Origin of the sequence: Microbacterium sp. NPDC056003, from assembly GCF_042274785.1 — a bacterium.
Taxonomy (GTDB): domain Bacteria; phylum Actinomycetota; class Actinomycetes; order Actinomycetales; family Microbacteriaceae; genus Microbacterium.
The window spans coordinates 1110165-1132186 of record NZ_JBHJXQ010000001.1; the positions used below are offsets into that span (position 1 = coordinate 1110165).

16 protein-coding genes are annotated in these 22022 nt (G+C 71.3%); 5 read left to right on the forward strand and 11 right to left on the reverse strand.

The window, feature by feature from the left end:
- Positions 1-104 precede the first annotated feature (104 nt).
- From ACFC1W_RS05110 to ACFC1W_RS05145, 8 genes are all read right to left on the reverse strand, one after another.
- Positions 105-2462: an ATP-binding cassette domain-containing protein gene (locus ACFC1W_RS05110; RefSeq protein WP_375989396.1), complete on the reverse strand. Its 2358-nt coding sequence runs from the start codon at positions 2460-2462 to the stop codon at positions 105-107.
- A 115-nt stretch (positions 2463-2577) separates the two neighbouring features.
- Positions 2578-4818 carry an LLM class flavin-dependent oxidoreductase gene (locus ACFC1W_RS05115; protein WP_375989399.1) on the reverse strand — a complete coding sequence of 747 codons (2241 nt, stop codon included), beginning with the start codon at positions 4816-4818 and terminating at the stop codon, positions 2578-2580.
- Between the two features lie 39 nt (positions 4819-4857).
- The gene (locus ACFC1W_RS05120) at positions 4858-5496 is read right to left on the reverse strand and encodes a hypothetical protein (RefSeq protein WP_375989401.1); all 639 of its coding nucleotides are present in this window, start codon (positions 5494-5496) and stop codon (positions 4858-4860) included.
- A complete protein-coding gene (locus ACFC1W_RS05125; RefSeq protein ID WP_375991418.1) occupies positions 5493-5951 on the reverse strand; it encodes a hypothetical protein in 459 nt (152 codons plus the stop codon). The genes ACFC1W_RS05120 and ACFC1W_RS05125 overlap by 4 nt, the downstream gene beginning before the upstream one ends.
- Before the next feature lie 6 nt (positions 5952-5957).
- Positions 5958-7577, reverse strand: a complete 1620-nt coding sequence (locus ACFC1W_RS05130; protein ID WP_375989403.1) for a hypothetical protein — start codon at positions 7575-7577, stop codon at positions 5958-5960.
- Complete coding sequence (locus ACFC1W_RS05135; RefSeq protein ID WP_375989405.1) at positions 7574-7867, reverse strand: hypothetical protein; 294 nt, start codon at positions 7865-7867, stop codon at positions 7574-7576. The genes ACFC1W_RS05130 and ACFC1W_RS05135 overlap by 4 nt, the downstream gene beginning before the upstream one ends.
- A 103-nt stretch (positions 7868-7970) precedes the next feature.
- On the reverse strand, positions 7971-8543 hold the full coding sequence (locus ACFC1W_RS05140) for a DNA-3-methyladenine glycosylase I (RefSeq protein WP_375989407.1): 573 nt from the start codon (positions 8541-8543) through the stop codon (positions 7971-7973).
- Between the two features lie 162 nt (positions 8544-8705).
- A complete protein-coding gene (locus tag ACFC1W_RS05145; protein ID WP_375989410.1) occupies positions 8706-10811 on the reverse strand; it encodes an acyl-CoA dehydrogenase in 2106 nt (701 codons plus the stop codon).
- Between the two features lie 260 nt (positions 10812-11071).
- Here ACFC1W_RS05145 and ACFC1W_RS05150 point away from each other — a divergent pair, with 260 nt between their 5' ends.
- The 3 genes from ACFC1W_RS05150 (at position 11072) to ACFC1W_RS05160 (ending at position 13426) form a co-directional block, all read left to right on the forward strand.
- The gene (locus tag ACFC1W_RS05150) at positions 11072-11548 is read left to right on the forward strand and encodes a GNAT family N-acetyltransferase (protein WP_375989413.1); all 477 of its coding nucleotides are present in this window, start codon (positions 11072-11074) and stop codon (positions 11546-11548) included.
- Positions 11549-11636: 88 nt separating this feature from the next.
- Positions 11637-12902: a GNAT family N-acetyltransferase gene (locus ACFC1W_RS05155; protein WP_375989416.1), complete on the forward strand. Its 1266-nt coding sequence runs from the start codon at positions 11637-11639 to the stop codon at positions 12900-12902.
- A gap of 44 nt (positions 12903-12946) precedes the next feature.
- Positions 12947-13426: a GNAT family N-acetyltransferase gene (locus tag ACFC1W_RS05160; RefSeq protein ID WP_375989419.1), complete on the forward strand. Its 480-nt coding sequence runs from the start codon at positions 12947-12949 to the stop codon at positions 13424-13426.
- Between the two features lie 22 nt (positions 13427-13448).
- On the opposite strand, the gene ACFC1W_RS05165 is transcribed toward ACFC1W_RS05160, so the two are convergent.
- Together ACFC1W_RS05165 and recQ are read right to left on the reverse strand one after the other, a co-directional pair.
- Positions 13449-15119, reverse strand: coding sequence for a formate--tetrahydrofolate ligase (locus ACFC1W_RS05165; RefSeq protein WP_375989422.1), 1671 nt, complete (start codon positions 15117-15119; stop codon positions 13449-13451).
- 160 nt (positions 15120-15279) lie between these two features.
- Positions 15280-17271 carry a DNA helicase RecQ gene (gene recQ, locus ACFC1W_RS05170; RefSeq protein WP_375989425.1) on the reverse strand — a complete coding sequence of 664 codons (1992 nt, stop codon included), beginning with the start codon at positions 17269-17271 and terminating at the stop codon, positions 15280-15282.
- Between the two features lie 222 nt (positions 17272-17493).
- Between recQ and ACFC1W_RS05175 the strand changes: the two genes are divergently transcribed.
- Positions 17494-18357: an SDR family oxidoreductase gene (locus tag ACFC1W_RS05175; RefSeq protein ID WP_375989428.1), complete on the forward strand. Its 864-nt coding sequence runs from the start codon at positions 17494-17496 to the stop codon at positions 18355-18357.
- 652 nt (positions 18358-19009) lie between these two features.
- Here the strand turns inward: ACFC1W_RS05175 and ACFC1W_RS05180 are convergent.
- Complete coding sequence (locus ACFC1W_RS05180) at positions 19010-21580, reverse strand: DEAD/DEAH box helicase (protein ID WP_375989430.1); 2571 nt, start codon at positions 21578-21580, stop codon at positions 19010-19012.
- Positions 21581-21694: 114 nt separating this feature from the next.
- Between ACFC1W_RS05180 and ACFC1W_RS05185 the strand changes: the two genes are divergently transcribed.
- Positions 21695-22015 (forward strand): GNAT family N-acetyltransferase, encoded by a 321-nt coding sequence (locus ACFC1W_RS05185; protein WP_375989433.1) that lies wholly within the window; start codon positions 21695-21697, stop codon positions 22013-22015.
- The last annotated feature ends 7 nt before the right edge of the window (positions 22016-22022 follow it).

Sequence of the window (22022 nt, forward strand, 5' to 3'; positions counted from 1 at the left end):
CCGGGAATCCGGACACCCCCGAGGGAGGCTGCTCGCCTGGGAGATCGTATTCCCAGAGCGCCGCCGGCGCCCATGGGGACAATCACCCACGGCGCCCCGGGCGGTCAGCGCGCGATGTACTCGCGGAGATGCTTCGCCGTGAGGCCCGTGCCCGAGGCCACGAGATCGGCGGGCGTGCCCTGGAAGACGATCTCTCCGCCGTCGTGCCCGGCGCCCGGGCCCAGGTCGATGATCCAGTCGGCGTGCGCCATGACAGCCTGGTGATGCTCGATCACGATGACGCTGTTGCCGGCGTCGACCAGGCGGTCGAGCATCCCGAGCATGTTGTCGACGTCGGCGAGGTGCAGGCCGGTCGTCGGCTCGTCCAGCACGTAGATCGCGCCCTTCTTGGCCATCGAGATCGCGAGCTTGAGTCGCTGCCGCTCGCCGCCGGACAGGGTGTTGAGCGCCTGGCCGAGCGTGAGGTAGCCGAGGCCGACGTCGATCATGCGGACGAGGATGGTGTGCGCCGGCCCCTTGCCGAGGAACTCGGCGGCCTCGGACGCCGACATCGCCAGGACTTCGGCGATGTTCCTTCCGTCGAGCGTGTACTCCAGCACGACGTCGCTGAAGCCGGTGCCCTCGCACAGCTCGCACAGCGTCTCGACCGTCTGCGTGAACCCGAGGTTCGTGATGATCACGCCGAGCCCGCGGCAGGCCGGGCACGCGCCTTCGGAGTTGGCACTGAAGAGAGCCGGCTTGACGCCGTTCGCCTTCGCGAACGCGCTGCGCACCGTGTCGAGGATGCCGGTGTAGGTCGCGGGGCTGGAGCGCCGGTTGCCCTTGATCGGCGATTGGTCGACGACCACGACGTCGTCGAACGCGGGCACGTTGCCGTGGATGAGCGACGACTTGCCCGAACCGGCGACACCGGTCACGACCGTCAGGATGCCGAGCGGGATGTCGACGTCGACGCTCTTGAGGTTGTGCTGCGTGGCGGCGCGGATCTCGAGCGCCCCCTTCGGCGTCCGCGTCGACTCCTTCAGCCGCGCGCGGTCGTCGAGGTGCCGGCCGGTGATCGTCCCCGAGGCGCGCAGCCCCAGGACGTCGCCCTCGTACTGGATCTCGCCGCCCGCCTTCCCCGCGCCGGGCCCGAGGTCGACGACGTGGTCGGCGATCTCGATCACCTCGGGCTTGTGCTCGACGACGAGCACGGTGTTGCCCTTGTCGCGCAGCAGGAGCAGCAGCGCGTTCATGCGCTGGATGTCGTGCGGATGCAGTCCCGCCGTGGGCTCGTCGAACACGTAGGAGATGTCGGTGAGCGCCGAGCCGAGGTGGCGGATCATCTTGGTGCGCTGCGCCTCGCCCCCCGACAGGGTGCCGGATGCGCGGTCGAGCGACAGGTAGCCCAGCCCGATGTCGATGAACGACCCGATGAGCTGGCGCAGGCTGACCATCAGCGGCGCCACATCCGGGGTGTCGACGGTCTCGAGCCACGCCGCGAGATCGGTGATCTGCATGGCCGCGGCATCCGCGATGCTGATCCCGTTGATCTTCGACGAGCGCGCCCCCTCGTTGAGACGCGTGCCCCCGCACTCGGGGCACGGCAGGAACTTCACGGCGCGGTCGACGAACGCGCGGATGTGCGGCTGCAGCGAGTCGCGGTCCTTCTGGAGCATCGACTTCGTGATCTTCGGCACCAGACCCTCGTAGGTCATGTTGATGCCCTGGATCTTGATCTTCGTCGGCTCCTTGTAGAGGAAGTCGGCGCGCTCCTGCTCGGTGTAGTCCTGGATCGGCTTGTTCGGATCGACGAGGCCCGATTCGGTGAACCCCTTCACCATCCAGCCGTCGGGGCTGTACCCGGGGATGGTGATCGCGCCGTCGGCGAGCGACTTGGTCTTGTCGTAGAGCTCGTCGAGGTCGACGTCGCTCACCTCGCCCAGTCCCTCGCAGCGCGGGCACATGCCCCCCGTGATCTCGAACGACCGGCGCTCCTTCTTGCCCTTGTCCTTGCCGACCGCGATCGTGACCGCGCCGGCCCCCGACACCGAGGGCACGTTGAACGAGAACGCCTGCGGTGAACCGACGTGCGGCCGGCCGATGCGGCTGAACAGCAGGCGCAGCATCGCGTGGGCGTCGGTCGCGGTGCCGACGGTGGACCGCGCGTTCGCGCCCATGCGCTCCTGGTCGACGATGATCGCCGGACTCACGTTCTCGAGCCCGTCGACCTCGGGGCGGCTGAGCTGCGCCATGAACTGCTGCACGAAGGTCGGGTAGGTCTCGTTGATGAGGCGCTGCGACTCGTTGGCGATCGTGCCGAACACCAGCGACGACTTGCCCGAGCCGCTGACCCCGGTGAAGACCGTCAGACGGCGCTTCGGGATCTCGACGTCGACGTTCTTGAGGTTGTTCTCACGAGCTCCGATGACGCGGATGACCTCGTGCGAGTCGGCGATGTGGGGGACGGATGCCTCGGCCATGGGGTCCTTCCGATCGATGGCGACCCTACATTGTGGCCAGGATCGCGGACACCCTGCTTCCTCGATCCTGCTCGATCCGTGGTTCCGCGGGCTGCGCGTCGCGGCTCGAGCAGCCTCAGGCCGCGTCGGCCGCCGGCTCGATCGCGAAGTTGTCGCGGAACACGCACGTCGGGTCGTACGCGGCCTTCACGGCGCGCAGCCGGTCGAGCGTCGCCGGCGGGAAGGCCTCGGCGATGCGCTCGGGACGCTCCGACGAGTCGAAGCTCAGGTACATGCCCGCGGTGTGCGCGGCGAGCGCCCGCCACTGCACGTCGAGTCGCTGGGCGTCGGAGCCGAGCGCCACGACGGAGAAGTTCGCCGAGCGGTGGGCGTACGCGGTGGCGTGCTCGGCCACGTCGGCCACCGCGCCGCCGACCGCGCGGAGCTGGAAGAACGGCACTGCGCCGGAGGCCAGCATCCGTGCCGCCGTCTGTGCGAACTCGGGCGTGATGTGCTCGATCAGTCCCGAGCGGGAATGGGGCTCGCCCACGCCGTGCTGGGGGCCGAGATCCGCGTTGGCCATGACCTGGGGGTACGACGCGACCTGCACGGACTGCTGCACGAGTGGCGCCAGCTCGGCGAACGGCTGCAGCCGCGCGATGATCGTGTCGGGATCGTCGGAGTCGACCACGCCGTACAGCCGGACCTCCTGGGGCTGGCCGGGTCGCGGGCCTCCTGCGAGGAGGAACGCGGTGAGGTCCCGCGGCGAGCTCTCGACGATGCGCCCGTACCCCTCCAGGAACTCCGCCAGATCGTCGACCTGGAACGCCAGCTGCGCCCACCCGATGTCGCCGACCTCGTCGACTTCGAACTCGAAGGCTGTGACGATGCCGACGTTTCCGCCCGCGCCCCGCACCGCCCAGAAGAGATCGGGGTGCGTGTCGGCGTCGGCGCGCACGATCGAGCCGTCGGCCAGCACCACCTCCACCGCACGCAGGTGATCGATGGTCAGGCCGTGCTCGCGCGCGAGGAAGCCGATGCCGCCCGCGGTCGCGAGGCCGCCGACGCCGACCCCGCCGTAGTCGCCCGAAGTGAGCGCCCAGCCGTGCTCGCCGAGGGCTGCGGCGACCTGCATCCAGCGCGCACCCGGCCCGATGCGCACGAGACGGCGCTCCTCGTCGAGGACCTCGATGGCGTCGAGCCGGCGCAGGTCGATGACGAGGCCGCCGTCGTTGGTGCTGCGCCCGCTGATCCCGTGGCCGCCGCTGCGCACCGCGAGCGGAAGCCCCGGGTGACGGCGGGCGAAGGCGATCGCCTCGGCGACCTGGGCGGGCGAGTCGGGCTGCAGCACGATGCCCGGCGACCCGCCGCGCATGTACGTGGACCGTACGTCGCCGTAGCCGAAGTCACCGGGTTCGATCGCGGTCAGCCCCTCGGGCACGTCGTCGTAGGCGATGCCCTCGCGGCGCGCGGCGAGCGCGGCGGCCGAACGCACCTCCCCCTGCGCCGTGCCGCGGGCGGTCCGCTCGCCGGCGACCAGTTCACGGACAGCGGGCGCGACCTCCTGGCCGAAGGTCTGCAGCAGGCGCGGGTCGTCGCCCGCGAGGATGAACGTGCCGATGCCGTCCTCGAGGGCGAGCTGCGCGAGCCGCTCGGCGAACTCGGCGGGATCGGCGGCGAGCTGCCCGACGTTGAGCAGGCGGCGGACCTCGCGGGGGTCGCGGTCCGCCGACTCGGCCGCCGCGTCGATCGCGGCATTCCCGCGCGCGAGGTCACCGGGCTTCATGTAGCCGAGCGACGGGAGCCAGCCGTCGCCCTTGCGCCCGGTGAGGGCGAGCATGCGCGGCTTGTACGCCCCGATCCAGATCGGGATGCGGTGGGCGGGACTCGGCCCGCGCTTCGCTCCTTGGACGCGGTGGAACTCCCCGTCGGTGAACGCGCCGCGCCGCTCGCTGGTGTCCCACAGCGCGCGGATGACGTCGATCGCCTCCTCCAGCGCGGTCACCGCCTGGCCGGGCGTGAGTCGTCCGCCACCCATCGCCTCGATCGCATCCCAGAAGCCGCCGGCGCCGAGCGCCAGGTCGAACCGGCCGCCCGACAGCAGGTCGAGGCTCGCCGCCGACCGCGCCACGACGGCGGGCGGGCGCAGCGGCACGTTGAGCACGTTGGGAGCGATGCGGATGCGGTCGGTGCGCGCCGCCACGAACGACATGAGCGTCCACGTGTCGAGGAACGCGGGCTGGTAGGGGTGGTCCTGGAAGGTGACGAGGTCGAGGCCCGAGGCCTCAGCCGCCTGTGAGAGCAGAACGGGGATCTCGGGGTTCGCCGCGGCGGGTGTGATGAATGCGCCGAACTCGAGTGCGTGTCCGTAATCCATGTGGGTCCTCCGAGTCTGCGAACGCCTCGGCGGCCGGGATCATTCCGTGCCGAACGACGCGGCGAGCGCGATCGAGTCGAACAGGTTGAGCATGGCGGAGCGGATCTCGCCGAGCGGGGTGGCGAAGCTCGCGAGCACGACCTGTTTGGACCCGGGCACGGCGAACCAGTACTCGGCTTCGAGTCGCGTCGACACCGCCTCGACGCCGTCCTCCTCGACGCGCTCCTCGTGGACGCGGTCGATCCGCAGCATGCTCGCGCGCGGTCCGTCGAGCCGCCGGCCAGTGTCGGCGCCGTCGACCCCCAGCACGCGGAAGCTCTCCTGCAGCACCGCGAGCACGGCGTCGGCCGATGTGCCCACGGCCGGGGTCATGCGCATCCCCACCGGCGCGTGCACCGTGAGCGATGCGGGTGTGGCCAGGTCGGGCACGATCTCTATGCACAGGAAGAGGGCGTGGGCCGAGGCATCCGCTGCTCTCTCGACGACGGTGCGCAGCTGGTCGCGCAGCCGTCGCCGTGCGATCGCGGCGTCGTCGGCCGTTCCGACCACTTCGCGCACGACCTCGTCGATGCGGAGGGATGCCGCGACCCGATCGCGCGGGTCGACGGCGAGCCAGCGCCCGGGCAGCTGGAACGTGAGCCGCGGCGCGATGCGCGTCGACTCGTCGGTCGCGGTCACGACCCGTCGGCGAGCCGGCGGACGTCGTCGGGCGAGAGGCGGAGCGCTTCACTGCCGGGCTGCGAGACGCCGAGCGCCTCGGCGAGCGCGGGCGTCACCGGGACGGCGTCAGCGAAGGCGGCGGAGCGTCCTTCGTAGTCCGCGCGGTCGCCGTCGATGAAGTAGACCGACACCTCGCGGCCCGACGAGGCGGGGTCTCCGGCCAGCACGGGCGCCGCAGCCTTCGCCGTTGCGACGACCGCCTCATCGGAGGGGTCGTCGACGAACAGCAGCACCACGACCTGGGTGCTCCACGGTCCGCCCGAGTGGGTCGTGTACGCCAGGGCGCCGTTGACGCCGTCGACCTCGGAGAGACCGGACTCGAGCCCGCCCACGTCGGGGTCGGACGCACAGCCCGCGAGCGCCAGGGCGCCGATCGCGACGACGATGGCGAGTACGGCGCGGAATCGCTTCATCGGCACTCAGGACCCTCTCGTGTATTCGGCGACGTACACGTCTTCGTAGCTGCCTGCGCCCTCACCGGCGAAGAAGATCTCGTCACCCGGACGCGGTTCGGGCAGGTACCGCTCCGCCTCAGCACCATACATTCCGGAGTCATGCATCGGCCATGCGAGCGGGCGGTAGGTCTGCCAGTCGTTGTCGAACCGCACGTAGTCGATGGGATCGAGTCCCAGGAACTCGAGCGTGTGCACGGGATCGATGCCGTTGTTGATCTGAGTGACCCGCACGTCGGGCGGCATGTCGCTGTAGTGCTTGTCGATGGCGGAGCCGGCGGTGAACACCGACTCGACGCGGTCGGCGACGCGCGGGCTGGTGGCGAGCTCGCCCGCCATCATGCCGCCGAGCGACCAGCCGGTGAACATGATCGGCGCCTCGCTCTCGAAGACCCCGGCCTCGGTCATCGCGTCCCACACCGCCTGCTCGTACTGCGTCGGCACACCCGGGAACATCGACAGCATCGCGTCGGTGCGGGCGTCGTTGAGGGCGCCCCCGGTGTTGAGCGGGTCCCAATTCTGGGTGCTCGGCAGCTGCACGCGCCACGAGATGACGTTGCCCTCGGCATCGCGGATGGCGACGACGCGGATCTGCGTCAGGTCTTCGCCGCCCTGCGAGTCCTGCTCGGCGAGGTCTGCCATGAGCCCCTGATAGTCGCGCGCCTCCAGGGCGTCGGCCGCGGCATCCGCCTCCGCGTCCCCCGTGGCCGCGGTGCTGCGATGCGTACCGGAGACCTGTTGCGGCTTGCCCAGCATCTCGGCGATGGCGAGGGTCAGCAGCGCGGCGGCCAGCACGACACCGAGCAGGATCAGGCCGACGAGGCCGAAGGCCACGAACACCAGCCCGACGAGGAGCAGACCGACCACCAGCAGCAGGGCGACCACCAGCGCGGAGACGAGGGCGCTGAGCACCTCCATGAGCGCATCGACCACCGCCGAGAGCACCTGCGATGCCCACTCGCCCACCATCTCGAAGAAGTCGCCGACACCGCTCCAGAACTGATTCCAATTGTCGCCGAACGAGTCGGCGCCGTGCTCGATGGCCGTCTCGATCGCGTCGATCGCGCGGTCCGCGGCATCCCAGATGTCCTGCCGCGCCCGGTTGAGCGTGCGCCGCGCGGCGTCGACCTGCTGGGCGGAGTAGGCCGCTCCGTCGCTCGTGGACCAGAGCTGCTCGTAGAGGGCGTCGGTGGACGAGCCCTCCGCCTCGGCACGGACGATGTCGTTGCGCAGGTCGTCGACGTTGCCCTGCAGACGGTGGCTGCGCGCCTGGTGGAAGTCGGCGTCGGCGATGGCCGCGCGCGCGCTCGCCTGGATCGGTGCGAGCTCGACGGCGTATGTCGTCAGCGCCGTCGCCGTGCCGCCGTAGCGGCGCCGGGCGCGACGAAGACCGGCGGATGCTTCTTCCGCTGACGCCTCGAGGGCCTCGGTCGCGAGGCTGCGCTGGTCGTCGACGAGGTCGCGCAACGCATCGGCCGCGCGCGAGATGGCCTCGGCGGTGGTCTGCAGGCGGCGCGCCCGACTCTCGAGCTCGGTCGGGCGTCCGGCGAAGACGTCCTCGAACTCCCATTCCAGCCCCGAGGTCACGGCGTCGTCCCCTGGTCCACGGAATCGCCCATCGACTGGTCGAGCTCGGTCATCGTGTCGTCGATGGCCTCGAGCCAGTCGCGCAGCGTCATCAGCTGCTCCTCGAGCTTTCCGCGGTTGTAGTCCCAGTTGCCCGCGAAGTCGCGGACCTTGCCGGCCAGACGGTGCTCGCCGGTCAGCTCGGCCAGGTCGTCGCCCACGCGGTCGGCGCTGCGGAACGTCTCGAGCGCGGCGGCGACGCGGCCGCGCGCGAGGCGCAGCGCCGTCAGATCCAGATCGACGTCTGTCATCGGCTCCCCCGTCTCGGTGCGACCGAGTCGAGCCTACGATTCCGCGGAGGCGGCGACGATGGGGACAATCCCCCACCGCGGGCGGCGGGCGGGGCCGCGCGCGTCACGCGGCGCGCCAGCACCCGACGACGTGATCGTCGACCATGCCGGCCGACTGCATGAGCGCGTACATCGTCGTCGAGCCGACGAAGCGGAAGCCGCGCGTGCGCAGCGCCTTGCTGAGGGCGTCGGAGGCGGACGTCGTGGCGGGCACCTCGGCGAAGCTCGCGGGCCGGGGGCGCGCCGGCGGCGCGAACGACCACATGAAGGCGTCGAGCTCGCCATCGTCGAGCTCGGCGACGAGGCGGGCGTTCGAGATCGTCGCGAGGATCTTCGCCCGGTTGCGGATGATGCCGGCGTCGGCCATCAGCCGCTCGACGTCCTCGTCGTCGAACCGGGCCACCGCGGCAGGGTCGAACCCGGCGAACACCTCGCGGAACCGAGGACGCTTGCGGAGGATCGTGATCCACGACAGCCCGGCCTGGAAGCCCTCGAGGCTCATCTTCTCGAAGAGCGCACGGTCGCCGTGCAGCGGGATGCCCCACTCCTCGTCGTGATAGCGGCGGTACTCGGGATCGTCGCCCACCCACCCGCAGCGGTCGATGCCGTCGGGACCGGTGCGGGTGTCGGTGCTCACGCGCTCAGCCTAGATGGGCTCGCCGACGTCGCCTCCCGCCGACGTCGCCCCGGCGCCGCGACCGGCGCAGGCGGACCCGGGCGCAGCCACCGAGGCGGGTGGGCCCGGCACCGCCACCGAGGCGGGCGGGCCCGGCGCAGGTCGCCCCGCGCCGGCATCCCGTCACTTCGTCTTCAGCGACTTCTCCGACACGGGCGCCTCGCCCGACGCGGCGAGCGCGGCGTAGTACTCACGCGCCTCGGTCTGCCGCTCGAGCTCCGCACCCGACGCGATCGGAGCGCGCACGTGCTCCGGCGCGAAGCCGTAGGCGTCGACCAGGTCCTGAGCGTGCGGGCGCAGGCGCGCGGCGAGCCGGTCGATGTACCGCGACACCGAGGCCGCCCGCTGGGCCGACAGGCGTCCGTTGATCAGGTACCACGCCAGGTGCTTCTCGATCAGGTGCAGCGCGAAAAGGTCGCGCAGCCACGTGAGCACCTGGCGGGTGCCGGCGTCCTCGACCTTGTTCACCCCGTCGGTGAAGGCCTCCCACTGCAGCAGCTCGCCGTGGGCGCGCGCGGCCTCGATCAGCTCCGCCTGGTGACGGTTGAAGATCGCCGCCGCCTCAGCCGCCGAGAGCTTCGTCGCCGGGCGCAGCGCACCGGCGATGTCGGCCACCATCTGCTGCACACGGCCGGCGAGCAGGTCATGCTGCTGGTCCTCGCGCAGTCCGAACTCCACCGAGCGCGCCGTCGAGCCGAGGTCGGCGACCGACTGCCCGAGCTGGCGCAGACCGGCGCCGTGGAACACCCGGCCGGCGGTCTGGCCGACTGCGAAGCGCGCGAGGGTCGCGGCATCCGCTCCCTTGAACTGCTTCGCGTAGTCGGAGAGGAGACGTTTGCCGACGAGCTGGAGCAGCACGTTGTTGTCGCCCTCGAACGTGACGTACACGTCAAGGTCCTGGTGCAGCCCGACCATGCGGTTCTCGGCGAGGAAGCCCGCCCCGCCACATGCCTCTCGCGCCTCCTGGATCGTGCTGAGCGCGTTCCAGGTCGAGAGGGGCTTGAGCGCGGCGGCGAGGGTCTCGAGGTCCTCGCGGTTGTCGGGGGTGTCCTCGCGTCCGCTGAAGACCGCGTCGAACTTGCGCAGCAGCTCGTCGTTGGCGAAGAACTGCGCGTAGTTCTGGGCGAGCAGCGGCAGGAGGCGCCGCTGGTGCTTGCCGTAGTCGAGCAGCACGACCTCGCTGCTGCCGGCGCCCGAGTCGAACTGGCGACGCTGGTTCGCGTACGTGAGCGCGATGTGCAGCGCCAGCGCGGCGCCGGTCGTCGCCGCGCCGTCCAGCGACACGCGACCCTGCACAAGGGCGCCGAGCATCGTGAAGAACCGGCGGCCGGGCGAGGGGATGTCGGAGCTGTAGGTGCCGTCGGCCGCGACGTCGCCGTACCGGTTCAGCAGGTTCTCGCGCGGGACGCGCACGTGGTCGAAGTGGAGGCGGCCGTTGTCGATGCCGTTGAGGCCGCCCTTGACGCCGTCGTCCTCACCGCCGATGCCCGGCAGGAAGTCGCCCGCGTCGTCGCGCAGCGGCACGAAGAAGCAGTGCACGCCGTAGTTCACGCCGCCCGTGATGAGCTGGGCGAAGACCGTGGCGGCCTTGCCGTGCAGCGCGGCGTTGCCGAGGTAGTCCTTCCACGCACCGCGGAACGGCGTGTGGATCACGAACTCCTCGGTCTCGGGGTCGTACGTCGCCGTGGTGCCGATGGCGGCGACATCCGATCCGTGTCCTGTCTCGGTCATCGCGAAGGCGCCCGGAAGCGACAGATCGATGATGTCGCGCAGCCACTTGTCGTGGTGCTTCTGGGTGCCGAGCTGGTACACGGCCGAGCCGAAAAGGCCCCACTGCACGCCCGACTTGATCTGAAGGCTGGGGTCGGCGAGGACGAGCTCCATGAACCCGGCGATGTTGGCCCCGTTGTCGCCCATCCCTCCGAACTCCGCCGGGAAGGCGCGGCGGGATCCGCCGTGCTCGACCAGCAGGTGCAGCTGCGTCAGGGTGCGCTCGCGGTGCTCAGCCATCGGCTGGCCTTCGATCTTCCAGAAGGCGGAGTCCTTGATCATCTCGCGCGCTTCACGACGCGTCTCGGCCCACGTGCCGAGGAGCAGATCGGTGACCGCGGCGATGTCGATGCGGGGATCGGATGCCTCGGCCGCGCTGTGCGGTGCGGTCGGGGCACCTCCGGCGGGCGTGCGCTTGTTGGTGGCGGGCTTGCGGGAGCGGACGGCGGCGTCGGCCATATGCGTCACCTCTCGGTGTCGGAGGACGGGGAAGTCACCATCGACGGTAGGACTCCCACAACGCGTACCCAAACGGCTTGGATAAGTTCCACAATGGGGGCGCGGGGCGAAGCGCGGTCCCGTTGTGCCCAGCCCACAGCGCGGCAGGATGGGCGCAGGCTCGCGAGGACTCCGGGCGGACTCGCGTGGACTCAGCGCGGACTCAGCGCGGACGCGGCGCAGACTTGGCGCGGACGCGGCGCGGCGGGAGGGAGGCGGACATGCAGATCACGCTCGCGCCCTGGCGCGCCGACGACCTCGAGGTGCTGCGCCGGGCGAACACCGCCGAGCTCACGCGCTTCCTCGGCGGGCCCGAGCCCGAGGAGGCGCTTGCCCAGCGGCACGCGGAGTACCTCGACGGGGAGTCGATGTTCCGCGTCGAGGGCGACGGCGTCACCCTCGGCTACGCGGGATGGTGGGAGCAGGAGCACGAGGGCGCGCCGGCGTACGAGGTGGGCTGCGTGATCGAGCCCGCGTGGCAGGGGCGGGGCGTCGCATCCGCCGTGCTCACGGAGGTGGTGCGCCGCGCCGTCGAATCCGGGGACGGACGTCCGATCGTCGGCTACGCGCACGTCGGGAACAAGGCATCCCACGCCCTCTGCCGCCGGGTCGGATTCGAGCTCGAGGGCACGGGGGTGTTCCCCGGCGAGGACGGCGGTGCTGCGGTCGAGGTCGCGGTCTGGGTCATCCGCCCGTAGTCCCTGGCGCGGCGCTGGGATTCGGCGGGGCGGGCGTCGGAGATTCGCCCCGGGGTGGACGTCGGAAGGGGCGCGCAGAATAGGCGCGATGACGATCGAACTGCGCCCGTGGCGCGAGGGCGACCTCGCCGTGCTCGAGAGGGCGAACACGCCCGAGATGACCGCGCACCTCGGCGGGCCCGAGACCGACGAGCAGGTGCGCGAGCGACACGCCCGCTACCTGCGCCTCAACGCGGCCGGCGAGGCCCGCATGATGCGGATCGACGTCGACGGCATCCCGGCGGGCGCCATCGGGTATTGGCAGACCGATTACGAAGGGCTGCCCGCATTCGAGACGGGCTGGTCGGTCGAGCCTGGGTGGCAGGGTCGCGGCGTGGCGCGCGAGGCGCTGCGGCAGATGACCCGCCTGGTCGCCGCCGACGGCGGGCGCTCGCTGCTCGTCGCCTACCCGGGCATCGACAACCCCGCGTCGAACGCGCTGTGCCGCAGTGCCGGCTTCGAGCCTCGCGGATCGGGCACGATCCCGTGGCGCGGCGGCGAGCTGACGTACAACACGTGGGTGCTCGACGTGTCCCCGCTCGATCTCACCGGACGTGCGCCCGACGTCGACGAGCGGTTCGACGCGCCCGCTCTCGACACCGGGCGCTGGTGGCCCTTCTACACGCCGCAGTGGTCGTCTCGGGATGCCTCGGCCGCGCGCTGGTCGATCGGCCGGGGTGGCCTCGAGCTGAGGATCGACGACGACACCGCCCCGTGGGCGCCCGCACTCGACGGCGACCTGCGGGTGTCGCACGTGCAGACCGGCCAGTTCTCAGGGCCGGCGGGCAGCGGCATCGGGCAGCACCGGTTCCGGACGGGCCTCAGCGTGACGGAGGAGCAGCCCGAGCACCGGGGCTGGCTCGTGCGACACGGGGTGATCGAGGTGCGTCTCGCGGCGATCCGCCACCCCGACGTGATGGTGGCGTTCTGGCCGATCGGGTTCGAGGAACGGCCCGAGGATTGCGGCGAGCTCTGCATCGCCGAGATCTTCGGCGCCGAGCTCGACGATGACGGCGGCTGGGTGGGCGTCGGCGTGAAGCCGCAGAACGACCCTCGTCTGCACGAGGACTTCGAAAAGATGCGCGTCCACGGCGACCTCACGGCGATGCACGATTACGCCGTCGAATGGACGCCGGAGCGCATGCGGTTCTTCATCGATGGCGCCTGGGTGAAGACCGTCGTGCAGTCGATCGACTACCCGGTGCAGTTCATGCTCGACGTCTACGAGTTCCCGCGCGCCGACGGCACGCGCGACACCGCTGCGCTGCCGCATGTGCTGCGGGTCGAGCGGGTGCGGTCGTTCGCTCAGGGGTGACGCGCACCATGGCAGGATCGGTCCACTCGCCGTACCGTGGCGACATGACCCGTACGCGCCTCGCGGCCGCCGACGACGCGGAGTCCGTCGCCCGGCTGCTGCACGACTTCAACACCGAGTTCGACACCGAGAGTCCGGGCCCGACGACTCTCGCTCGGCGACTGCGCACGCTGCTCGCGGGCACGACGACCTTCGCCGTTCTCGGCGGCGAGGGCCCCGACGGAGTCGCGCTGGTCACACTGCGCACGAACGTCTGGTTCGACGGACCGGTTGCGCTGTTGGACGAGCTCTACGTGTCGCCCGTGCGGCGAGGGCGGGGGATCGGCGGCGAGATGATCGCCGTCGTGGTGGACGAGTGCGCCACACGCGGCGTCGAGCTGCTCGAGGTGAACGTCGACGAGGGCGACGTCGATGCCCTGCGCTTCTACGGCCGGCACGACTTCGAGCTGATCCAGCCCGAGACGGAGGAGCGCGCCTTCTATCTGTCGCGGATGCTGCTCCCGCGGCCGGCCGGGGGCCGGTAGCCGCGTCGACCCGGCGTCGCTGTCAGAACAGGCCGACGATCCTGCCGTTCTCATCGACGTCGATCGACGCGGCGGCCGGGACGACCGGGAGCCCCGGCATGGTCATGACGGCGCCGCAGACCATCACGACGAACCGGGCACCGGCGGCCAGCCGCACCTCGCGGATCTCGACGACGTGGCCGGTCGGGGCGCCACGCAGCTTGGCGTCGGTCGACGAGGAGTACTGGGTCTTCGCGACGCAGATCGGGTACTCGCCGTACCCCTCCTCCTGCAGGCGCCGAATCTGCGCGCGGACGGCGGTGGTGGCGGTGATGTCCGACGCCCCGTACACGCGGGTGGCGATCGTCTTCATCTTCGTCCAGAGGGACGCGTCGTCCGGGTAGACGAACTGCAGTTCCGACGGCTCGTCGCACAACCGCACGACCTCGTGCGCGAGCTCCTCCGCGCCCGCGCTGCCCTCGGCGAAGTGGCGTGCGACGACGGCGCGTGCCCCCTCCCGCTCCACGATGCCGACGAGCGCCGCGATCTCGGCGTCGGTGTCTTCCGCGCGATGGTTGATCGCGACGACGGCGGGCAGCCCGAGGATGTCGCGCACGATGCCGAGGTGCCGGATCAGGTTCGCCGAGCCCTTCTCGATCGCGGCGATGTTCTCGGCGGGCAGATCGGCGACATCCACGCCCCCGTGGTACTTCGCCGCGCGCACCGTCGCGACGATCACGGCCGCGGAGGGTCGCAGGCCGGAGGAGCGGCAGAGGATGTCGACGAACTTCTCGGCCCCGAGGTCGGAGCCGAAGCCCGCTTCGGTGACGACGTAGTCGGCCAGCTTCAGCGCGGCGCGCGTCGCAACGAGCGAGTTGCAGCCGTGCGCGATGTTCGCGAACGGCCCGCCGTGAACGAACGCCGGGGTGTGCTCGAGCGTCTGCACCAGGTTCGGCGCGAAGGCGTCGCGGAGGATCGCCGTCATCGCGCCGTGGGCCTCGAGATCGCGGGCGCGCACCGGACGGTGATCGCGCGTGTAGGCGACGACGATGTCACCGAGACGCTCGCGCAGATCCGTGAGGTCGTGCGCCAGGCAGAAGATCGCCATCACCTCGCTCGCCACGACGATGTCGAAGCCCGACTCCCGCGGGTAGCCGTTGTCGGGACCGAGACCGACGACGATGTCCCGCAGAGCGCGGTCGTTGACGTCGAGGACCCGGCGCCAGCTGATCCTCCGCACGTCGATTCCCAGCGCGTTGCCCCGATGAACGTGGTTGTCGATGAGCGCGGCGAGCAGGTTGGTGGCGAAGGCGATCGCGGCGAAGTCGCCGGTGAAGTGGAGGTTGATGTCTTCCATCGGCACGACCTGCGCATGGCCGCCGCCCGCGGCGCCGCCCTTCATGCCGAAGACCGGCCCGAGCGCAGGCTCGCGCAGGCAGATCATCGCGCGTCGGCCGATCCGGTGGAGCGCATCGCCGAGGCCGACGGTGGTCGTGGTCTTGCCCTCCCCCGCCGGGGTGGGGGACATCGCGGTCATCAGGATGAGCTTGCCGTCGGGGCGGTCCGCCAGGCCCGCGAGCCAGGGCAGGGCGACCTTCGCCTTGTAGCGCCCGTACTGCTCGAGACTGTCCTCCGGAATGCCCAGCCCCGCTGCGATCTGATCGATCGGCAGCATCTCTGCGGCCTGGGCGATATCGATGTTGCTCGGGTTCATGCTGCCCCTTCGACGGACTCCGTCGTCCGCGAGGTCAGCCTATGCGGGGGACCGCACCACGACGCGGAGCCCGAGTCCGTTTCACGGCCGTGACCGAGCGGCGGAGCCGAGGGTGGGGGCCCGCTTCCGCCGGCACGAGACCCGGCGTCCTGAGCCGGGATCAGGCCGCCGCGATGACGCCGAGCACCGCCTCGCCGTACGCCTCGCGCTTCTTGGCGCCGATGCCGGTGACACCGTCGAGGTCGGCGAGGCTCGCGGGGCGCACCTCCGCAAGGGCACGCAGGGTCGCGTCGCCGAACACGATGTACGCCGGCACGCCCAGTTCTTTCGCGACGCCGGCTCGCCATTCGCGCAGGGCCTCGAAGAGCGCGCGGTCGCCGTCGGCGAGGGTGTCGGATGCCGCGACCTTGCGCACCCGCGGAGTCGTCGAGCGACCGAGCACGTCACGACGGAGCGGCACCGGCGTCTCACCGCGCAGCACCCCGGCGGCAGGTTCGCCGAGCGCCAGCGTGCCGTACTCGCCGCGGGATACGAGGATGCCGCGGGCCAGCAGCTGCCGGATCACGCTGCGCCAGTCCTGCTCGCTGAGGTCGGCGCCGAGGCCGTACGTCGACAGGGCGTCGTGGCCCTGCTGCCGGATGCGCTCGGTCGAAGATCCGCGCAGGATGTCGATGAGGTGCCCTGCGCCGAAGGCCTGCCCACGTTCCCGCTGCAGGCGGACGATCGTCGACAGAAGCTTCTGGGCGGGCACGAGGCCGTCCCACGTCTCGGGCGCCTCGATACAGGTGTCGCAGTTGCCGCACGGCTGAGAGTCCTGCCCGAAGTAGGCGAGGAGGTTCTGGCGGCGGCATCCGATCGTCTCGCACAACCCCAGCATCGCGTCGAGATGCTGACCCAGGCGGGTCTTGTACGCGCGATCGCCGGGGCTCTGATCGATCATGCGGCGCTGCTGCACGACGTCGCCGAGGCCGTACGCCATCCACACCACGGACGGGTCGCCGTCGCGGCCGGCGCGGCCGGTCTCCTGGTAGTAGCCCTCGACGGACTTCGGCAGGTCGATATGCGCGACGAACCGCACGTCGGGCTTGTCGATGCCCATGCCGAAGGCGATCGTCGCCACCATGACGACGCCGTCATCGCGCAGGAAGCGGGACTGATTGGCGGCGCGGACGGATGCGTCGAGCCCCGCGTGATACGGCAGGGCGTCGACGCCCTGCGTGCGCAGGAACTCCGCCGTCTGCTCAACCGACTTGCGGCTGAGCGCGTAGACGATTCCCGCCGACCCTTCGGGCTGAGCCCGGATGAACGCGGCGAGCTGTCGGCGCGGATCGGTCTTGGCCTCGATGCGGTACTGGATGTTCGGGCGGTCGAAGCTGGCGACGAAGTGCCGCGCCGACGGCAGCCGCAGCCGCTCGGTGAGCTCGCGGTGCGTCGCAGGCGTGGCGGTGGCGGTGAGCGCGAGGCGGGGAACGCCGGGGAACCGCTCGGCGAGGTCGCCCAGTGCGAGGTAGTCGGGCCGGAAGTCGTGGCCCCACTGCGAGACGCAGTGCGCTTCGTCGATCGCGATGACACTGAGCCGACCACGCGCGAGGAAGCGCAGGGTCGCTTCGGTGTTGAGCCGCTCGGGAGCGACGTAGAGCAGGTCGAGGTCGCCGGCGAGATACGCCTGCTCGACCGCCGCGCGCTCGGGCGGCGACTGCGTCGAGTTGAGGTAGGCGGCACGCACGCCGTTCGCGACGAGGGCGTCGACCTGGTCGTGCATGAGGGCGATGAGCGGGCTCACGACGAGCCCGGTGCCCGGGCGCACGAGGGCGGGCACCTGATAGCAGACGCTCTTGCCGCCGCCGGTGGGCATGAGCACGACCGCGTCGCCGCCGGAGATGACGTGCTCGACGATCGCGCCCTGCTCGCCGCGGAAGGCGTCGTACCCGTAGACCTCGTGCAGCACGGCGCGCGGGTCGGAGCCGACGAAGTCGCGGCGGGGGGCGGCGGCGAACGCGGGCTCGGGCGCCGGCCCGGCTGCCGTCGGCGCCGCGGAGGCGTAGCCGCGCGACGGCTCGACGTAAGGGGGCTCGTCGAACTCGGGCGGGGGTGCGAGCTCGTCGGGGTCCCACACGAGGTCGGCGTACGGGTCGCCCTGCGGAATGCTCATCGGATCCAGGGTAGCCGCGGGCGCCGACGCCCCGGCCCGGGCTCTCGCCAGCTGGGGAGAGCCCGGAGCCCCGCTGACCGGGGAGGAGCCGGCACCCGATATCCTCGGCCCTATGCAATGCCGTTGACCCGCCTCCGCTCCCGTCACCCCGGCGCCATCGCGCCGGCTCGATCGCACGCTGCCCTTCCGGACGCGCGGGTCGAGGCATCCGAAAGGCATCGCATGTTCTCTCTCCCTCTCCGCGGCAAGACCGCTCTCGTCACCGGCGTCTCTCGCCGCCGCGGCATCGGCTTCGCCGTCGCGTCACGGCTCGCCGGCCTCGGCGCGAACGTCTTCATCCATCACTTCCGGCCGCACGACACCGCCCTCCCGTGGGGCGGCGACGACCTCGACGCCGTCCGCGCCGAGCTGCGCGCGGCGCTCACCCCCGGCGCTTCGTTCGGCGATGCGGAGGCCGATCTGCGCGACGCCGACGCGATCCCCGCCCTCATCGAGCAGGCGCACGCGCTCGCCGGCGCGCTCGACATCCTGGTGTGCAACCACGCGCAGAGCGGCGGCGACGGTTCGATCCTCGACATGACGGCCGAGCGACTCGATGCGTTCTGGTCCGCCAACGCGCGCTCGTCGCTGCTGCTGACGCAGGCGTTCGCGGCACTCCACCGCCCGGACGCCCCCGGGGCGCGACCGGGCGAGCGTCCCGGACGCGAAGAGCCCTTCGCCGAGCCCGTCGGACGCGTCTTCTGGATGACCTCCGGCCAGATCCACGGCCCGATGCGCGGCGAGGTCGCCTACGCGACCAGCAAGGCCGCACTCGCGGGCATCACGAAGACAGTCGCCGCGGAGCTGCTCGACCTCGGCATCATCCTCAACACGATCGATCCCGGCCCGGTCAACACCGGCTACCTCGACCCCGAGACGACGGACCGGCCGCTCGAGGAGATCCAGGAGTGGATCCGCACCACCCCGTTCGGACGCGTCGGCACCCCGGATGACCCCGCGCGCCTGATCGCGTGGCTCTCGACCCCGGAGGGCGAGTGGGTGGTGGGCCAGGTGCTGAGCTCCGACGGCGGCTTCGCCCTCGGCTGAGCGGATGCCTCGCCCGGCGACCCGCCGCCGCCTCAGCGGCACGACCGACCGCCCGTTGCCCGAAACAGGGGATCTGGCGCATACAGGACGATCCGCCGAGAAACGTCCTGCGCCGGCCAGATCTCCTGTTTCGGGCAAGAGACGGAGGGGACGGATGCCGCGGCCCAGCGCTCTTCACATGCCGACCCCGACCCCAGCCCGACCGCCTCGACCCCCGCTTCCCGTCGCAACATCGGAGATCGTGCCCGACACGCCGGGGTGGGATGCCGCACCCCGGCGTGTCGGCGCTGATCTCCGATGTTGCGGCACGCCAACGCCCGGCGTTGCCCAGAACTCCTGTTCTGGACAAGGGCGCAGGGGACGGATGCCGACCCCGACCCCGACCCCAGCCCCGAGCCCCAGCCCCGACCCCGCCACTTCAACCGCGCCGAGCTGCGCCTCCGCGCACCCGCGCACTGCAAGGCGGCGCGGTTGAGACCCATGCCCCGGTCCCCAACCGCCGAAGTGCCGCGGAGGCAATGCCCGGAGAGCGGTTCGGCGCGGCTGAACCCGGCACCCCGCCGCTCAACCGCCGCCGAAGCGCCACGGAGGCACCGGCCGGAGAGGGGTTCGGCGCGGCTGAAACCCGCACCCCGCCGCTCAGCAGGCGTCGCTACAGCCTCAGCACCTCGGTGATCCGCACGACGGCGGAACCCTCCTCCTCGGACGCCGCGAGGTCGACCACCCCGCGGATGCGCCAGTCGTGGTTGCCCTCGGGATCGTCGATCGTCTGCTCGATTCTCCAGACACCGGATGCCGCGGCATCCGTCTCATCGATCGTCACGAGGCTCGGCGATCGGGCCGGTCCGCCCGTGAGGATCTCGTCGTGCTCGTCGAAGTACCGATCGAGCGCGGCCGGCCAGTCGACGTCCGGGTCGAGTTCGACGAGCGCATCGTCGCGCTGCAGGGCCGCAAGCTGCACCCGGCGGAAGAGCTCGTTGCGCACGAGCACCAGGAACGCGCGCCGGTTGGTGAGCACCGACGGGGGTGCGGGCGGCACGACCGGGGTGGTCGGGTCCTCGTGCGGGTTGACCAGGGCCTCCCACTCGTCGACGAGGCTCGAGTCGACCTGGCGCACGAGCTCGCCGAGCCACGCGACGAGGTCGTGGAGCGACTCGGTCTGCGCCTCGGCGGGCACGGTCTGACGGATGGCGCGGTACGCATCGCTGAGGTAGCGCAGCACCAGGCCCTCGCTGCGGGCGAGCTGGTAGTGGTTGATCAGCTCGGCGAACGACAGCGCGCGCTCGAACATGTCGCGCACGACCGACTTCGGGCTGAGCTCGAAGTCGCGCACCCAGGGCTGGCTCGAGGCGAAGACCTCGTACGACTGGGCGAGCAGCTCCTCAAGGGGTTTCGGATAGGTGACGTCCTCGAGCAGTTCCATGCGCTCGTCGTACTCGATGCCCTCGCGCTTCATGGCCGCGACGGCCTCGCCGCGCGCGAGGAACTGCTGCTGCGAGAGCACCGGACGCGGGTCGTCGAGCGTCGCCTCGATCACGCTCACCACGTCGAGCGCGTAATGGCCGGTACCGGCGCCGCCCGGCTTCTCCTCGGGGTCGAGCAACCCGATCGCGGCGAGCGCGAACGGGGACAGCGGCTGGTTCAAGGCGAAGTTGGGCTGGAGGTCGACGGTCAGGCGCACCGTGCCGTCCGGCTGGATCTCGACCACGTCGGCGGCGAGCAGCGTGCGGAAGATGGCGATCGCGCGCCGGGCGAGTTCGAACTGGCGGGCGCGGGGCTCGTGGTTGTCGCGCACGAGCGAACGGACGTTCTCGAACACCTTCCCACCGCGCGCGATGACGTTGATGAGCATCGCGGCGGTGAGCTGAAGCTGCGGCACGAGCGGTTCGGGTTCGGCCTCGACGAGCCGGTCGAACGTCGCCTCGCTCCAGTTGACGAAGCCCTGGGGCGCCTTCTTCCGCACGACCTTCCGCAGCTTCTTCGGGTCGTCACCGGCCTTGGCGAGGGCGGCCGCGTTCTCGATCTCGTGGTCGGGCGCCATCACGACGACGGTCCCGGCGGTGTCGAATCCGGCACGGCCGGCGCGGCCGGCGATCTGGTGGAACTCGCGGGCGCTGAGCTGCCGCATCCGCTGTCCGTCGTACTTGGCGAGTGCCGTCACGAGCACGGTGCGGATCGGCACGTTGATGCCGACGCCCAGGGTGTCGGTGCCGCAGATCACGCGGAGCAGGCCGCGCTGTGCGAGCGTCTCGACCAGGCGCCGGTAGCGCGGCAGCATCCCCGCGTGGTGCACCCCGATGCCGGCGCGCACGTAGCGCGACAGCGTGCGGCCGAACGCCGTCGTGAAGCGGAAGCCCCCGATCGCCTCGGCGATCTCGTCCCGCTGTTCGCGGGACACCACGCGGATCGACGAGAGCGCCTGCGCCCGCTCCATCGCCGCGGCCTGCGAGAAGTGCACGATGTACACCGGCGCCTGCCCGGTCTGCAGCAGCTCCTCGACCGTCTCGTGCACGGGCGTGCGCGCATACGAGAAGTGCAGCGGCACCGGTCGCTCGACGCCGGTGATCCGCGCGGTCGGGCGGCCGGTCCGGCGCGAGAGGTCGTCGGCGATCGCGGTCACGTCGCCCAGCGTCGCCGACATCAGCACGAACTGTGCGCGCGGCAGAAGCAGGAGCGGCACCTGCCATGCCCACCCGCGGTCGGGGTCGCCGTAGTAGTGGAACTCGTCCATCACGACCTGGTCGACTGGGCCCACGCGCCCGGAGGCTCCAGCCGCCGCGTCAGCGGCGCCTGGAGGGGGCGTGGGGACGGCGTCCGCTCCGCGCCGCAGCGCGAGGTTCGCCAGGATCTCAGCGGTGCAGCAGATGATCGGGGCGTCGGCGTTCACCGACGAGTCGCCCGTCACCATGCCCACATTCGCCGCGCCGAAGATGTCGACGAGCGCGAAGAACTTCTCGCTCACGAGCGCCTTGATCGGCGCCGTGTAGTAGGTGCGCCCGCCGCGGGCGAGGGCAGCGGCGTGCGCTGCGACGGCGACGAGCGACTTGCCCGTGCCGGTCGGCGTCGACAGGATCACGTTCGATCCCGAGACGATCTCGATCGCCGCCTCGTCCTGGGCGGGGTACAGCGTCAGACCGCGGTCGGCTGCCCACTCGACGAACCCGAGATAGACGGCGTCGTCGTCTGCGCCGCGCGGCACGGCGTCGAGCAGCGAGAGGGGCATCCCCCGAGTCTGCCAGGCCGCGTCGGGCTGAGGCGCGAGGCCCCCGAGCTCTGTTCACGGTGGCGGAACACCGGTGCCCCCGCCTACGTTGAGACAGACGACGAAAGGATGCCGATGCCCGCCTCCACTGACGAGATCACCGTTGTCCGCAACGACGAGGACTCCCGCTACGAAGTCCACGTCGGCGATGTGCTCGCCGGATTCACGCAGTTCCGCGTGGACCGCCGGGGCCGCTATCTCTACCCGCACACCGAGGTCGACCCCGCGTTCCGCGGTCGAGGGCTCGCACAGGCGGTCGTCGCCGCGGCGATGACGGATTCCGCTGCGCGCGGGGAGACGGTGGTGCCCCACTGCCCAGTCGTCGCGAAGTACCTGCACGAGAACGACGTCCCCGGCCTGACGATCGAGTGGCCCGCGCAGCCGCACCCGGAATGACCCGCAC